Here is a 15,250-nt window from a genome sequence, read left to right on the forward strand (position 1 = left end):
GGCGTCTCCAGGCTCCGTGGACGCGCTCGAACCCGGTTCGTCGTCCGAGGTCTCCCCGTCGTCCTGACCCGACGACACCGAGGCCGCAGCCTCGTCAGCAGGCTCGGACTCAGGCTCAGACTCAGACTCAGACACGGACGTGTCCTCGTCCCGCGCCTCCACCTCCGCATCGGCATCCGCATCGGCATCCGCTTCGGCGGCGTCACCGTCGGCCTCGGAGGCCGAGCCTTCGGCGCCCGCGGGCGCCGGCTCGGCGGACGCGCCCGAACCCGCCTCGTCGTCCTGACCCGACGAGCCCGAGACGGCAGCCTCGCCCTCGCCATCACCCTCCGCCGGAGACTCGGCCTCGTCCGCGGCCGCAGGCTCCCGCTCCGCAGACGCGCCGGAACCCGCCTGCTCGCCCGAGAGCCCCTCGGACGCCTCGCCCGACCCCGGAGCCGGAACCGCCGCCTCCGCGGCCTCAGAGGGCGCCTCCTCGTCCGCCGACGCACCCTCGTCGTCCGCGCTCGCCACCCACGCCGCCACCGCGGCCCGCAGCCTCGCGTCGTTCTCCGCCGAGCCCGACTCGGTGCCCCGCTCCCTGCTCGCCGGCGCAGACGGCTCGGGCGGCATCTTGAAGACCGCCGTCGGCTGGTCCACTCCGGGAGCGGCAGCCCCCGGGGACGCCTGGCGGAACACGGCAAGCCGCGGGTCACGTTCACCCGAAGTCGTCTCCCCCGACGACTTCCGCTGCTCCGACTTGTCGGGGGACTCGCCCGCCACCGTGCCTCCTCCATGAGTCATGCGTCATGTGTCATGCGTATGCCATGCGTACGCATTGTCGGGCGCCGTTCAGGCGACAGCCCGTGTTGTCCGAACCATCTACCAGTGTCCTGTGTGAGAGGACAGCCCCCGCGCAGAGACGAGAACGACATACCTGCCGGTTCCCGTACGAAGTGCCCAGGCGCTCTCGACAGACCAATGTGAGAGGGGTCACCCTGTCATTCATCCACGCGGGGAGGCATGGATGGGCAGGAGCCGCAGAACACTTCCGGAAGAGCTTCTACTGCTCGCTCTGGACCCGACCACGGGTACCACAGCGCAGCCGCAGTCGCTCGACCTCGGCCTGGCCGGAGCCCAGCTAGTAGAGCTGGCTCTGGCAGGACGGATAGCCCCGGACGGGGATCGTATCGCCGTGGTGATGCCACGGCCGACCGGAGATCCGACTCTGGACTCCGCACTGGAGTTGCTGCGCCGACGCGGCAGTCCGGTACGGGCGGTCCATTGGATTGGCGGGCCCCGACTGGGGCTGCGCCAGATTTACCTCTCGCATCTGGAGCGGTGCGGCATGGTGCATGCCGTGGCGGGCCAGATGTGCGGAGTGCTGCCGACAACTCGCTACCAAGCGACGGAGACGGCGATCAGCCGGGACATCAGGGCCCGGCTGGACAGTGCGATCCGCACCGGTGTACCGCCGGACCCGCGGACCGCGGCGCTCGCTGCGCTGGCCCACGCGGTCGGACTCGGCAAGCACTTGTACCCCGGGAACGAAGGGCGTTCCTCGAGGTCCCGTCTGCGGGATCTCATCAGGCACGACCCCATGGGCGGACTCGTGGCGCACGCCGTGATGGACGTCCAGAACGGTGCGGCCGCTCAGCCCCGCCGCAATCCAGCCGCCCCGGGCGGCAGTCGCCAGCCGGCGGCCGTATCGATGCAACCGCGCCACGGGAGCATGGACCGCGTCGCCGCGCACTAACCGCACCACAACCGCACCACAAGCCGCACCGTACACACAGCACAGCCGCCGCATCGACGTCCCCAAGACCCGGTCCGGGAGCCGCACAAGACGCGCGGGGCAGCAGAAACGCTGCCCCGCGCGTTCCCGCGTGTAGCCATTTGCCAGCGCAGCCACGACCATTGGTGGCAGTCTGCTGAGCGGTAGATACGCACAGCTACGCAGCCGGAGGTGCAGTTTCCGTGGCGTCCAACGTCAACCCCACCGTCAGGCGACGTCGTTTGGGCCAGGAGCTGCGCCGGCTCCGGGAACTCAAGGGCATGACGGCCGAAGAGGTGGCGGAGCGCCTGCTCGTCTCCCAGTCGAAGATCAGCCGCCTTGAGAACGGCCGCCGCTCGATCAGCCAGCGCGATGTCCGCGATCTGTGCGGCGTGTACGAGGTCGAGGACCACCGGATCGTCGACTCGCTGATGCAAATGGCCAAGGACTCGCGTCAGCAGGGCTGGTGGCACGCCTTCGGCGACATCCCGTACAGCGTCTACATCGGCCTGGAGACCGACGCGGCGAGCCTGCGGGTGTACGAGCCCCAGGTCGTCCCGGGACTTCTGCAGACCCAGCAGTACGCCGAGGCACTGATCGCCGGCGCGCTGCCCGAGAGCGGGACCACCGATATCGAGAAGCGGGTCAGCGTCCGGCTGCGCCGCCAGGAGCGGATCAACGACGCCGAGCATCCGCTGCGTCTGTGGGTGGTGGTCGACGAGGCCGCGCTGCGCCGCCTGGTCGGCGACAAGCAGCTGATGCGCGAGCAGCTCGAGCATCTGGTGGAGCTGTCCCAGCTGCCGCATGTCACCGTGCAGGTGCTGCCCTTCGACATGGGCGCCCATCCTGGCATCAACGGCCAGTACGCGATCCTCGAGTTCCCCGACGCCTCCGACTCGAGCGTCGTCTATATCGAGGGCGTGACCAGCGACTTGTACCTGGAGAAGGCCAACGATGTGCAGAAGTACAGCGTCATGTACGAGCATCTGCGCGCGCAGGCCCTGAATGTGGACCAGACCCGGCAGTTCATCGCGGACATCGCGAAGGACTACGCCCGCTGAGGGGCTTCGCGAGGCGCTTCGGCGGCGAAGGGGACCGTACGGTACACCCCCGCCACCTCGCGGCGGAAGAGTCGCATGGGATATGCCATCCGGTCGAGTGAATGGCCGCCTCGCGCACCCACTGCGGCGAGTAGCGTCGATCACGCCAGCAAGAACGTTGGCGCGAATCACACCACTTGCTGAAGCGGAGCAGACATGGCAATCACTCAGGGCGCCACGGAGACCTGGACGAAGTCCTCGTACTCCACAGGAAACGGCGCATGCGTAGAGGTCAAGTCCCCCATCGTGCAGGCGATTGCCGTGCGGGACTCCAAGGTGCCCGCCGGCCCGACGATCACCTTCGTCCCCGAATCCTGGAACGCGTTCGTGAACGAAGTGGGTCAGGGCGCTTTCGATCTCGGCCGATAACCGCGCCGAGCGCACCCCGAGCAGGACAGCGCCCCAACGCACCACAGAGCACCACAGACATGAGCCCTCTCGACTGGTCCGCCGTCCCGGCCGAGGGGGCTCGGCCATGCCCCCACTGCCATCCCCTCCCCCACCGGCTGCCGTCTCAGCGCGGTTGCCTCAGCCCCCGGCCGTCTCAGCGCGGTTGCCTCAGCGCAGTTGATCGACGTAGCGGTCGGTACCCGGGACCGTCGGAATGAAGGGAGCCACCAACTCCACCCGCCCCAGCCCCGATTCGACGACCGCTGCGTCGAGACCGGCGAACGCAGGCTCCCAGCGCTCCCTCGGGTCCTCCTCGAGGAACCACAGCAGCGTCAGCCGGGTATCCACGCCCTCCACCTGCTTCACATAGGTCATCCGGTCGCCCGGCAGCGGTGTCGGCCGGAAGACGGTCACCATCGCTGCGGGAGAGCCCGCCAGCCGCTTCGGCAGATGCTTGGCACGCAGCCACTCCAGCAGCTCCGCCCGCTGCTCGGGCCCGTCGGCGTCGATCACCTCGACCACCAGCCCGGCGTACGGGTGGTCCAGCGCGTGGTAGTCGCGCGGCCCCGCCGCCCCGTCCCGGTAGACGGTCGCCTCATGGTCCTGGAAGGCCGTGAAGACATGCGTACGGTCCTGGTAGACCCTTCCGTCGCGGTTCAGCCGCTTGTTGATCCCCACGGTCCACTTCATATGGTCCGCGTAGCGGCCGTCGGTGATCCAGTACGTGGAGATGTAGCAGCCTGCGGTCACCGGCTGGGCCACCGCCGACTTCTCCGGGTAGCGCAGCCGCTGCAGTTCCCTGGTGGCGACCCAGCGTCGCCCGGCGTACATCCAGGGCATCGCCATCGCGCCCGCGTAGTAGTGGTCGTCCTCGTACCAGCGGTTGTACGCGTACTCATGGCCTGGATGCGGTTCGACCATGGTGATCAGGGCATGGCCGGGGCGCACCCCGTACGGGCCGACGCCCGCCAGTTCCGCGTACACCTCACTGCGCGTGCCTTCGCCCCGCGCGTCCTCGCCGTGCGTGTCCTCGCCGTGCGTGTCCTCGCTCACGATGTCCCCTCCCCTTCCTCTTCCTTCCGCCGACGCAGGGACCTACTCTGACGCCCCGTCAGAAGAACTGCCATAGCCGGGAGGGCGTTGATGTTGCTCAAGGGAAAGACCGTCATCGTCTCCGGGGTAGGGGCCGGTCTCGGCCATCAGATCGCCGCGACCGTCGTACGGGACGGGGGCAACGCGGTCCTCGGCGCGCGCACCGAGGCGAATCTCGTGAAGTCGGCCGAGGAGATCGACCCCGGCGGCACACACACCGCGCACCGCGCCACGGACATCACCGACGAGGCGCAGTGCGACGCGCTGGCCGCGCTCGCCGTCGAGCGCTTCGGGCGGATCGACGCCGTCATCCATGTCGCCGCCTGGGACAGCTACTTCGGGGGTCTGGCGGACGCGGACTTCGAGACCTGGCGCGGAGTCATCGACGTGAACCTGCTGGGCACACTGCGGATGACCCGCGCCTGCTTGCCGGCGCTCAAGGAGCGGGGCGGCTCGGTCGTCATCATCGGTACGCAGTCGGCGGTGGCCGCGCCCTCGCAGGTGTGGCAGGCGGCGTACGCGGCGTCCAAGGGGGCGCTCACCTCGGCGATGTACTCGCTGGCGCGCGAGCTCGGCCCGGACCGGATCCGGGTGAACACAGTGCTGCCGGGCTGGATGTGGGGGCCGCCGGTGCAGGCGTACGTCCAGTTCACGGCACACACCGAGGGGGTGCCGGAGCCCGAGGTGCTCGGGCGGCTCACCGAGCGGATGGCACTGCCCGAACTGGCCACCGACGGGGACGTGGCGGAGGCCGCGGCCTTCCTCGCCTCCGACCGGGCCCGGGCGATCACGGGCCAGTCGCTTCTGGTCAACGCGGGTGAGTTGATGCGGTGACGATGCGATAGCGCCCGTCGGCGCTCAACCCCCTTCCCCTCCGGGGCCCTTCGACCGGCCGCACGGGCAAATCACCGCCGTGCGGCCTTTTTCACCCCTCCGTGATTCATGGATATGAACAGAGGTCATTAACTCGAACAATTTTACCCTCCCTTGACCCTTCGAGTCGTTGTCGTGACCGCGCCCATGGACACACCATGAACGGCGTTCACAAGGCGGACCCCAGGAGGGGGCACATGAACAGTCTCGACTGGACCGTGCTCATCGGTTACTTCGGTGTGATGGTCGCGATCGGCCTCTGGTCGCACAAGCGCATTGACAACGTCAGCGACTTCTTCACCGCCGGCGGCAAGATGCCGTGGTGGCTCTCGGGCATCTCGCACCACATGTCCGGCTACAGCGCGGTGATGTTCACCGGCTACGCGGGCATCGCCTACAAGTACGGTGTCACGTCCTTCGTGACCTGGTCCCTCCCGATCGCCATCGGCATCTTCATCGGCGCCAAGCTCTTCGCGCCGCGCGTGAACCGGCTGCGGTCCAAGCTCCATGTCGCCTCGCCGCTCGAATACCTGAAGAACCGGTACAACCTGAAGACGCAGCAGGCCCTGGCCTGGTCCGGCCTTCTGCTGAAGATCGTGGACGTCGGCGCCAAATGGGCCGCCATCGCCACCCTGCTCTCCGTCTTCACCGGCATCTCGCTCAACCAGGGCATCCTGATCACCGGCATCATCACGGGCATCTACTGCACGATCGGCGGCCTCTGGGCCGACGCCCTGACCGAGCTGGGGCAGTTCATCATCCAGCTGCTGGCCGGTCTCGCGATGCTCATCGCGGTCATGGGCAAGCTCGACGGCTTCAGCACGCTGTGGACGGTCTGGGACAAGCCGGAGCTCCAGGGGCACGCCGACGCGACCGCCGGACCGTACACGGTCACGTTCCTGCTGGCGTTCCTCTTCATCAAGACCTTCGAGTACAACGGCGGCATGTGGAACCAGGCGCAGCGCTACATGGCGACCGCCAACGCCCGCGAGGCCACCCGCTCGGCGCGGCTCTCCGCCATCCTGTGGTTCGTCTGGCCGCTGGTCCTCTTCTTCCCCATGTGGTGCGCGCCGCTGCTCATCGAGGCGAAGAAGCCGGACGCCTCCGACTCGTATGCGCTGATGACCGAGCAGTTGCTGCCGCACGGTCTGCTGGGCCTGGTCATCGTGGGCTTCTTCTCGCACACCATGGCCATGTGCTCCTCCGACGCCAACGCCATCTCCGCGGTCTTCACCCGGGACATCGCACCCGTGCTCTCCAAGAAGGCGAGAAGCTGGTCGGAGCGGGCCGGGCTGATCGCGGCCCGGCTGTCGACGATCTCCTTCCTGGCGCTGTCGATGGCCATCGCGACGCAGGTCAACTCGCCCACGTTCAAGGACATCATCACCGTCGTGATCAAGTGGGTGGCGGGACTGATGGGCCCGATCGCGATTCCGTTCATGCTGGGTCTGCTGCGTCCGTTCCGTAAGTCGGGACCGACCGCGGCGCTCACCAGCTGGGCGGCGGGCCTGATCGCCTTCTTCTTCCTCAACTACGAGATCGACGGCACGGCCAGGACCGATGTGGCCCTGCAGTACCAGGTCTCCGTACCGCTCGCGGTCTCGCTGGTGCTCTACATCGCGATCGGCTTCCTCAAGCCGGAGGACACCCCCGAGCGGGACGCGGTCATCGCCCGGATCAACACGGACGACGACGGTCCGGACGCTGGGCTCACCGCCCGGGCCGTGCCGGCGTCGGCGGAGCCGGCCGACGCGAAGGTGCTGGGCCGCGAGGGCGCGGACGGCTGACGTACAACGGTACGCAGAGGGCCCGGCTCCCGTGGGGGACTCGGGCCCTCCTGCGTACTCGGGCCGTCCTGCGTACTCGGGCCCGCCTGCGTACCGAGGTCAGGTTCGCGGGTAGCGGGCCAGCCAGCCGGGTGCGGTCACCGTGGGGCCGTGCAGGGCCGGGCCCTGCGTCATCTCCATCGCGAAGTCGTCGGCGAGCTCCAGGATGGTGGCGCGGCCCTCCAGTTCGGAGAGCCAGGCGGGCGGCAGTGCGGTCTCGCCGTGCAGCGCTCCGAGCAGTGAGCCGGTCAGCGCGCCGGTGGTCTCCGAAGGGCCGTCGTGGTTCACGGCCAGGCGCAGGCCGTGCCGGATGTCCTCGCCGACAAGAGCGCAGTAGACGGCGATGGCGAGCGCGTCCTCCGCGTTGTGGCCGTCGCCGATGGAGGCGATCCTGGTGGGGCTCGGCATGCCCTGGCGTACGGCGCCGAGCGCGTGCTTGAGGCCGTCCGTGACGGGCTGGTGGCCGGGGCGCGAGGCCAGCTGGGCCAGGGCGCGCTGCACGGAGCCGTCGAGGGTCTCGCCGCGGGCCAGACCGTGCACGATGACGGCGAGCGCGCCGGCGGAGAGATACGCGGTCGGATGACCGTGGGTCTGGGCCGCGCACTCCACGGCGAGCTGGCACACCAGCTGCGGCTCCCAGCCGACGAGCAGCCCGAACGGCGCGGAGCGCACCAGTGCGCCCGCGTCGCGCGCGGAGGGGTTCTTGGGTGCTTCGAGCGTGCCCATGTTCTCGTCGCCGAGCCCGGTGAGACAGGCCGCCGCGGGTTCGCGGCGGGTGTAGAGCCACTCCTCGCGGGCGAGCCAGCCATTGTCCTTGCGGCGCTCGTCCGGGCCCCAGTCGCGCTGGGTGGCCGCCCATCTCAGATGTGCGCGGTGCACATCTGTGGGCGGGTGCCAGGCGCCGGTGTCGCGGCGAACCTGGGCGCGAATCAGCCCGTCGACGGTGAAGAGGGTCAGCTGGGTGGCGGAGGTGACGGCGCCGCGGCGGCCGTGGGCGGGCACGAAGTCGCTGACAGCCTCGGGGCCGTGAGCCTCGCGTATCTCCTCGATGGTGAGCGCGGAGACTCCCGCGCCGAGCGCGTCGCCGATGGCGCCGCCGAGCAGGGCCCCGCGCACCCGCGCACGGAAGTCCTGCTGCTCGGCACGGCCCCAGACGGCCGTGGCTGCTGCGCTCACCGCGCGTCCCTCCCTGGGCTCCCGAACGTCGAACGTATGCCTGGCGCAGCACTGTAATCGACCCGGATCGGTCGGTTCAGAGGCCGGAACGGGATCGCCACGGTATGTGGACAGAAGGGCTTCTGGTCTGCTTTGACCCCTTTGGTCGGCGGGTGTCACCACTCAGTCGGTGGATGTCACCGCTTCATCGGTGGACGTCACCGCACCCTGTGTCTCGATGAGAGGACGCAGCGGCGGCTCCAGCCCGGCGGTGTCCCCGCCCAGTTCCCGGTACCGCTCAAGATCGGCGAGGGCCTGTTCCCGCCGGCCGGTGGCCAGATGCACCGCGGCCCGGCGTCCGTACGCCCAGCTGTACGCCGGATCGAGCGCGATCGCCCGGTCCAGCTCCGTCCGCGCCTCCTCCGACCGCTCCAGGTCCTGGAGGGTCGCGCCGCGCTCGGCGGCGATCCACGCCTTGTCCGGCTGGAGTCCCGCCGCCTGCGCCAGGTCCGCCAGCGCCTCCTCGAACCGGCCGAGCCCGCGCATTGCCTGGCCACGGCTGCCGACGACCCAGCCGTCGTCGGGGTTCAGCACAGCCGCGCGGTCGTAGTCCGCGATCGCCTCCTGGTACCGCTCCGCGCGCCGGTGGGCCTCCCCGCGCAGCGTGAGATGGACCGCGTGATCCGGCGCGAGGGTCACCGCCCTGTCGAGGTCGGCGAGTTCACCGTCGAGATCTCCGAGCGCCCGCCGCACCCCGGCCCGTACCGACAGGGCGAAGGTGTCGTCGGGATCCAGCTCGAGCCCGCGGTCCAGGTCCGCCAGCGCCTCCTCGTAGCGGTGCATCCGCTCGTAGGCCCGGCCCCGGGAGACATGGGCATAGCCGTAGTCCGGGGCGAGTGCGAGGGCCTGGCCGTAGTCCGCGAGCGCCTCCTCGTACCGCTCCGCCAGCTGGTGCGCGTAGCCCCGCTGCGCCAGCGCCCACTCCTTGAACCGCGCGCTCGCGACCGCCCGGTCCAGGGCCGCGAACTCCCCTGCGCTGTCGCCGCGTTCCCGGTGGATCTCGGCCAGCCTGATCAGCGCCCACACATACTCCGGAGTCAGCTCCACCGCACGGTCCAGGTCCGCCAGCGCCTCCTCGGTCCTGCCCAGCGCCCGCTTGGCCATGGCGCGGCTGCCCAGCGCCCAGGAGTAGGCCGGGTCGAGCGCGAACGCCCGGTCGAACGCCGCGATCGCCTCCTCGGACCGCCCGTCGTGCCGCAGGATCTCACCGCGCTCGCCGACGATCCAGGGATTGTCCGGATCGAGCGCCCCGGCCCGGTCGATGTCCGCGAGCGCTCCGTCGGTGTCCGCGAGCGCGCGCCGCACCTGCGCCCGCCGCACCAGCGACCACACATGGCCGGGCTTGATCTCGAGGGCCCGGTCCAGATCCGCCAGTGCTTCCTCGTCGCGCCCCATCGCGTGCCTGGTCAGGGCACGGCTGGAGAGCGACCAGGTGTCGTCGGGGTCGAGTGCGAGCGCCCGGTCGAACTCGGCGACGGCCTCCTCGGACCGCCCCGCGAGGCGGTAGGTCTCACCCCGCCCGTAGTACGCCCGCCGGCACTGCCCGTCCAGAGTGATCGCCTGCTGGTAGTCGCGCAGCGCCTCGTCGTACCGGCCGGCGTTGCGGCGGTCCCGCCCCCGGATCACCAGGGCCGCCACCCGCCCCTCGTCGTCCAGTTCGCCCCGGGCCAGCATCAGCCCCAGCACTTCCGCACTCCGGTACTGCTCGTCCTCGAGCGCGGCGAGGCAGTCCCTGCCCCAGGTGCGCAGTACGCCGCTGTTGCCGTCGCCGCCCGCGTCCGCGACGGTCTGCGCCCAGAGGCGGGCCGGCACCGTCCCTGCGTCGCAGGCGTCGATCCCCTCCCGCAGCACCATCGGCAGCGCCGTCCGCGGCTGCGCGCACAGCAGGTGGTACGTCTCCTCCAGCTTCAGCTCGCGCCAGGCGTCCTGCCGCCAGCGCTCGTCCGGCTCCAGCCCCTCCCCGGCGGCCGCCCGCCACCCGGCGAACGCCTCCGCCAGCCGGGTGTGCCCGGTGCGCCAGCGCTGCGGTGAGCTGTTGCGCTGCAGCCGCAGCATCGGCTCCCGTACGACGTCGTGGTACTGGGCCCGGCCGCCGCGGTCGCTCACGAACGGCATCCCGCGCAGCCAGCGGAAGAGTCCCGCCCCGTCCCCTTCGACTCCGACGTCGACGGCCGCCCGGAAGACGTCCTCGTTCAGACGGCGCGGCAACGCGCCCTCGAGCGCCGCGGACCGGCGGACCGGATCGCTCTCCCACTTCAGGAAACGCTCCACGGCGGTGGCGCTGGGGTCGTCCACGCGGCCCGGGTTCCCGGCGCTGCCGGCGTTCTCGGCGAGGCCGGCGGCGAGGGTGGAGACAAGCACAGGAAGCCGGCCGGAGAGCATCAGCACCTCCCGTACCAGCTTCTCGTCCTCCACGCCCTTGGCGGTGAGGAACTGGCGGGCCTCGGACTCGGTGAAGGGGGCGAGCGGGAGGTCCGCCACGAAGTCCACGCAGTCGGCCCAGCAGTTGGGATCGAGCGGCCGCTGCCCGGCCGTCGTGACGACGACCTGGGCGGGCGGTGAGCCGTACCGGTCGGTGGTCATCAGATCGCGCAGCCAGGTGTCGAGGAACGGCCCGGTGCGTTCGTACGTGTCGAAGAAGAGCGTGAACCACGGGACGTCGGCCGCCACCCGCTTCAGCTCGGTGACCAGGACGGGGGTGAGGGCCTTGAGCGGTTCGAGGACCAGCTGTACGTCCTCCTGCTTGCCGAAGCGGGCGCTGAGGGCGGCGCGTAAGTGGTCGGCGCCCCGGGCCAGTTGGGCGGGGTCGACGGCCCCGGCGAGCGAGCCGATGCCCGGCACGGTGCCCAGTGCGACGAGGCCGGCCTGGGCTGCGACCATGCTGCCCGCGGAGGGCGGCTGCGGCTGACCGTCCGACACCGCGGTGGACAGGGCCTCCGCCTCGTAACGCCGCTGACGGTAGGTCGCGAGGAGCCGGTCCAGCGCCTTCAACTCATGGCCCTGCTGGGCGAATTGGGCACTGAGCGCCGCCAGCGCCTCCGGCACGCTGTTCACGGTCTCGTCCATGGTGGCGGTGAGCGCGCGGCGCTCGCGGGCCGTCTCCACCAGTTCGCGTACGAGGGAGGACTTACCGACGCCCGCGTTGCCGTGGATATGGAAGAGGAAGCGATGCCGGACGTCCAGCGGCGAAACGTCGAAGTTCTCCCGGAACAACGCGATTTCACCACGGCGTCCCACGAATCCCGCGCGCCTGCGCATCTTGATCAGCTCGTGCATCGACGGGCTTGCCGACCCCATGGTCCCCCTCCGAATACTCCCCCTCCAAGGCCCGGGACCAGTCTGTCAGCCCGTCGCGGCATGCGGAACGAAGTCCCCGAGCGCAGGCGCGATGGACCTGGAGGAGGTCAACTTCCTACCCGTCCAAGGCGTCGGCGGGCGCCCGCGCAGCCGTGGCCTCGGCGAGCCTGCTGCGGAACCTCTCCAGTTGTCCGGTGTCCGCCCCCGGACAGCTGAGAAGTTCCGTCACCGCGTCGAGCGCGTCCGCCGGGTCCTCCCAGGCCGGATCTCCGGCCAGGAACTCCTCCAGGAGGGCGTCTGCCCTCTCCCACTCGCCCTGCCCGCAGAGGACCACCATCAGTTCGCCGGCCTCGGTACAGGTGAGTGCCGCCGGATCGGTACGGGGGTAGTGCCGTTCGGCGTCCCTCCACAGCTCCGCGGCCTGCTGTACGCCCTGGGTACGGCTGACCACCAGCGCGAGATAGTACGAGCCTTCGCTCGGCTCCTCGGTGAGAAGGCGCTCGGCGGCTTCCCTGGCCGGCTCGAAGCGCCCCGCCAGCCGACATGCCTCGGAGCGCAGCCCCAGGAAGTCGACAGGCTCCGCACCCTCCCGCTCGGCCAGGTCCAGTGCAGCCAGGGCCTCTTCCGGGCGGCCCAGGAAGAGCAGCGCCGAGGCCCTCTTCCGGTGCACCCAGGCCGAGCCGAAATCCAGTTGGAGACAGCGGTCGAGGCCGGCGAGGGCACGCTGAAGCCGCCCGGTGGTCAGGTCCAGTGCTGCCCGTCGTACGTACGCCCAGACATACTCGGGATCCACATCGATCGCCCGGTCCAGATCCGCGTACGCCTCCTCGAACCGTCCCATGGCTCTGTAGACCCCACCGCGGTCGGCCAGGATCCAGGCCTCCGCCGGCTGCAGTTCGTCTGCCCGGTCGAGATCCGCCAGCGCCTCCTCGTACCGGCCCAGGGCACGTCGGGTCTGGCCGCGGCTGCCCAACGCCCACCCGTAGCCGGGATCGAGGACGATCGCGCGGTCGAAGTCCGCCAGCGCCTCCGGGTAGCGACCCGCTACCCGGTGCGCCTCGCCGCGCTCCGCGAGTGTCCAGGCATTGGCGGGTTCGATCTCCACCGCCCGGTCCAGATCGGCGCGTTCACCGTGGGCGTCGTCGAGCGCGCGGCGGACCCTGCCGCGCTCGACCAGCGCCCACGCATACTCGCCGTCGAGGTCCAGTGCATGGTCCAGGTCAGCCAGGGCCTGCGCGAACCGGCCGGCCTCGCGATGTGCCCTCCCGCGGCCGGCGAAGGCGAAGGCGTAGTCGGGGGCGCGCTCGATCGCGACGCCGTAGGCCGCGATCGCCTCGTCGTACCGGTCGTCCAGCCGGTAGATGTCGCCGCGCTGCCCCGGGATCCACGCAGTGTCCGGGCTCAGCTCCTCGGCCCGGTCCAGATCCGCCAGCGCACCCGGAATGTCCCCGAGGCGCCCCCGGGCCTGGGCTCGCCTGACCAGCGCCCATGGGTAGTCGGGATCCAGCTCTATGGCGCGGTCGAAGTCCACCAGCGCCTCGGCGTACCTGCCCCGCTGCTGGTTCGTCTGGCCTCGGCTGGCGAAGGACCAGGCGTCCGTGGGATCGAGCTCCAGAGCACGGTCGAGGTCCGCGACCGCCTCCTCGAACCGGTCCGCCATCCGGTGCATCTCGCCGCGCTCCCTGATGATCCACCAGGTGCCGGGCCGCAGTTCGTCGGCCCGGTTCATATCGGCCAGGGCCAGGTCGAACTCGCCGAGCGCCTGGCGGGTGAGCCCGCGGCCCAGATACGCCCTGGCCCGCCCGGCTTCGAGCGCGATGGCACGCTCGTAGTCGAGGAGCGCCGCCGGATACTCCTGGGCGTCGCGCAGGTCCCGGGCCCGCGCCACCAGGGCGCTCACCTGGCCCTCGGTGTCGAGCCCGGCACGGGAGAGCAGCAGGCCCAACACTCTTATCGTGCCCCGCTTTTCGTCCGCGAGGGCGGCGAGGCAGTCCTCGCCCCACTGCCTGAGCACGTCCGCATCGGAGTCCTCGCCCGCCTCCGCCAGGACCTGTGCCCAGCGGCGGGCCTCCGCCGTGCTGTCGTCGCACGCGTCCACACCGTCCCGCAGGACCGTCGGCAGCGCGCCCTGCGGCTGGGCGCACAGCAGGTGGTACGACTCCTGGAGGCGCAGCTCGCACCAGCGCACCTGCTCCCACAGTTCCTCGGGGTCCACCCCGGCTCCGGCTGCTTCCCGCCAGCCGGCGAAGGCTTCGGCGAGCCGGGTGTGCAGTGAACTCCAGTGCTGCGGCGAGCTGTTGCGCTGCAGACGCAGCATCGGGTTGCGTACGACATCGTGGTACTGGGCGCTGCCCCCGCGGTCGGACACGAACGGCAGCGACCGCAGCCAGCCGAAGAGTCCGGCCGCGTCCGCTTCAACCGCCGCCCGGAAGACATCCTCGTTGAGGCGCCGCGGCAGGGCGCAGGCCAGGGCAGCCGCACGCCGGACCGGATCCTGCTCCCATTTGAGGAAGCGGCCGACGGCGGTGGCGCTCGGATCGCCGACGTCAGCGGGATCGGCGGGCTGGTTCTCGGCGAGGGTGGACACCAGGACCGGCAGTCGGCCGGAGAGCCGCAGCACGTCCTGTACCACCCCTTCGTTCACCACACCCTTCGCGGCCAGGAGCTGGCGGGCCTCGGACTCGGTGAAGGGCTCCAGCGGCAGATCGGCGACGAAGTCCATATGGTCGGCCCAGCAGCCGGCGTCGAGCTGCCGCTGCCCGGCCAGCGTGACAATGACATTCGCGGGCAGCGCGCCATACCGCTCAGTGGTGATGAGATCCCGCAGCCACGCATCGAGGAAGGGGCCGGTGCGTTCGTACGTGTCGAAGAAGAGCGTGAACCACGGTACGCCGGCAGCGAGCCGGGCCACCTCCGCCACCAAGACCGGGGTGAGGACCTGAAGCGGGTCCATCACCAGCTGTACATCTTCCTGATTACGGAAGCGCGCACTGAGCGCGGCCCGCAACCGGTCGGCCCCCTGGGCCAGATGGGCCGGGTCGACGGCCCCGGCCAACGCGCCGATTCCGGGCACCATACCGAGCCCGACGAGACCCGCCTGGGCGGCGGCCATCGACCCGGCGGACGGGCCCGGGGGCTGCTGCGGGTCGAGCACCGCGACGGACGCCGACTCCGCCTCGTACCGCCGTTCGCGGTAGGTCGCCAGCATCCGCTCCAGGGCCTTGAGAGCGTGCCCCTGCCGGGCGAAGTGCGCGCCGATCGCCGCCATCGCCTCGGGCACGCTGCTCACGGCCTCGTCGACATAGGAGGTGAGCGCCTTGCGTTCACGGGACGCTTCTTGAAACTGCTGGACGAGAGAGGTCTTTCCTACGCCCGCATTGCCCCGGATGTGGAAGATGAAGCGATGCCGTTCGTCCTCCGGGGGGAAGTCGAAGTTCTCCCGGAACAGCGCCAGTTCATCGCGGCGCCCCACGAATCCGGCGCGCTTGCGGCGCCGGATGAACTCCTGCATGGACGGGCGTGCCGACCCCATGGTCCCCCTCCGGATAGTCCCCATCCAAGTTCCGGGACCAGTCTGTCAGCCCGTCGCGGCATGCGGAACGAAATCCCAGGGCGGCCGGGACCGCTCGGGGACGGACGGCGCTGGATCAGGCCGCCTCACGAGGGGATACAGGACCACGCAGCCCGCCGGTCAGGTAGCGAGG

The 15,250-nt window shown here is 70.5% G+C and carries 9 protein-coding genes and 1 pseudogene; 5 read left to right on the forward strand and 5 right to left on the reverse strand.

Features of this window, described 5'->3' with window-relative positions; translation table 11 throughout:
* Positions 1 to 783, reverse strand: a pseudogene (locus AB0D12_RS14595) (hypothetical protein); the annotation flags it as partial.
* A 223-nt stretch (positions 784 to 1,006) separates the two neighbouring features.
* On the opposite strand from AB0D12_RS14595, the gene AB0D12_RS14600 reads away from it, so the two are divergent.
* From AB0D12_RS14600 to AB0D12_RS14610, 3 genes are all read left to right on the forward strand, one after another.
* Positions 1,007 to 1,735, forward strand: coding sequence for a GPP34 family phosphoprotein (locus AB0D12_RS14600; protein ID WP_362681384.1), 729 nt, complete (start codon positions 1,007 to 1,009; stop codon positions 1,733 to 1,735).
* A 221-nt stretch (positions 1,736 to 1,956) separates the two neighbouring features.
* Positions 1,957 to 2,814 carry a helix-turn-helix transcriptional regulator gene (locus tag AB0D12_RS14605; protein WP_362681387.1) on the forward strand — a complete coding sequence of 286 codons (858 nt, stop codon included), beginning with the start codon at positions 1,957 to 1,959 and terminating at the stop codon, positions 2,812 to 2,814.
* Between the two features lie 195 nt (positions 2,815 to 3,009).
* The gene (locus tag AB0D12_RS14610; RefSeq protein ID WP_362681390.1) at positions 3,010 to 3,222 is read left to right on the forward strand and encodes a DUF397 domain-containing protein; all 213 of its coding nucleotides are present in this window, start codon (positions 3,010 to 3,012) and stop codon (positions 3,220 to 3,222) included.
* Between the two features lie 189 nt (positions 3,223 to 3,411).
* Here the strand turns inward: AB0D12_RS14610 and AB0D12_RS14615 are convergent, their stop codons facing one another.
* The gene (locus AB0D12_RS14615) at positions 3,412 to 4,296 is read right to left on the reverse strand and encodes a hypothetical protein (RefSeq protein ID WP_362681393.1); all 885 of its coding nucleotides are present in this window, start codon (positions 4,294 to 4,296) and stop codon (positions 3,412 to 3,414) included.
* Between the two features lie 90 nt (positions 4,297 to 4,386).
* On the opposite strand from AB0D12_RS14615, the gene AB0D12_RS14620 reads away from it, so the two are divergent.
* Both AB0D12_RS14620 and AB0D12_RS14625 read left to right on the forward strand, forming a co-directional pair.
* Positions 4,387 to 5,169: an SDR family oxidoreductase gene (locus AB0D12_RS14620; protein ID WP_362681396.1), complete on the forward strand. Its 783-nt coding sequence runs from the start codon at positions 4,387 to 4,389 to the stop codon at positions 5,167 to 5,169.
* 236 nt (positions 5,170 to 5,405) lie between these two features.
* Entirely contained in the window at positions 5,406 to 6,995 is a 1,590-nt protein-coding gene (locus AB0D12_RS14625; RefSeq protein WP_362681399.1) for a sodium:solute symporter family protein, read from the forward strand.
* Between the two features lie 99 nt (positions 6,996 to 7,094).
* Here the strand turns inward: AB0D12_RS14625 and AB0D12_RS14630 are convergent, their stop codons facing one another.
* The 3 genes from AB0D12_RS14630 to AB0D12_RS14640 form a co-directional block, all read right to left on the reverse strand.
* Positions 7,095 to 8,210, reverse strand: coding sequence for an ADP-ribosylglycohydrolase family protein (locus AB0D12_RS14630; RefSeq protein WP_362681402.1), 1,116 nt, complete (start codon positions 8,208 to 8,210; stop codon positions 7,095 to 7,097).
* 162 nt (positions 8,211 to 8,372) lie between these two features.
* Positions 8,373 to 11,546, reverse strand: a complete 3,174-nt coding sequence (locus tag AB0D12_RS14635) for a tetratricopeptide repeat protein (protein WP_362681405.1) — start codon at positions 11,544 to 11,546, stop codon at positions 8,373 to 8,375.
* 115 nt (positions 11,547 to 11,661) lie between these two features.
* Positions 11,662 to 15,078, reverse strand: coding sequence for a tetratricopeptide repeat protein (locus tag AB0D12_RS14640; protein ID WP_362681407.1), 3,417 nt, complete (start codon positions 15,076 to 15,078; stop codon positions 11,662 to 11,664).
* Positions 15,079 to 15,250: the final 172 nt, after the last annotated feature.

The organism is Streptomyces sp. NPDC048479 (assembly GCF_040651435.1).
GTDB lineage: Bacteria > Actinomycetota > Actinomycetes > Streptomycetales > Streptomycetaceae > Streptomyces.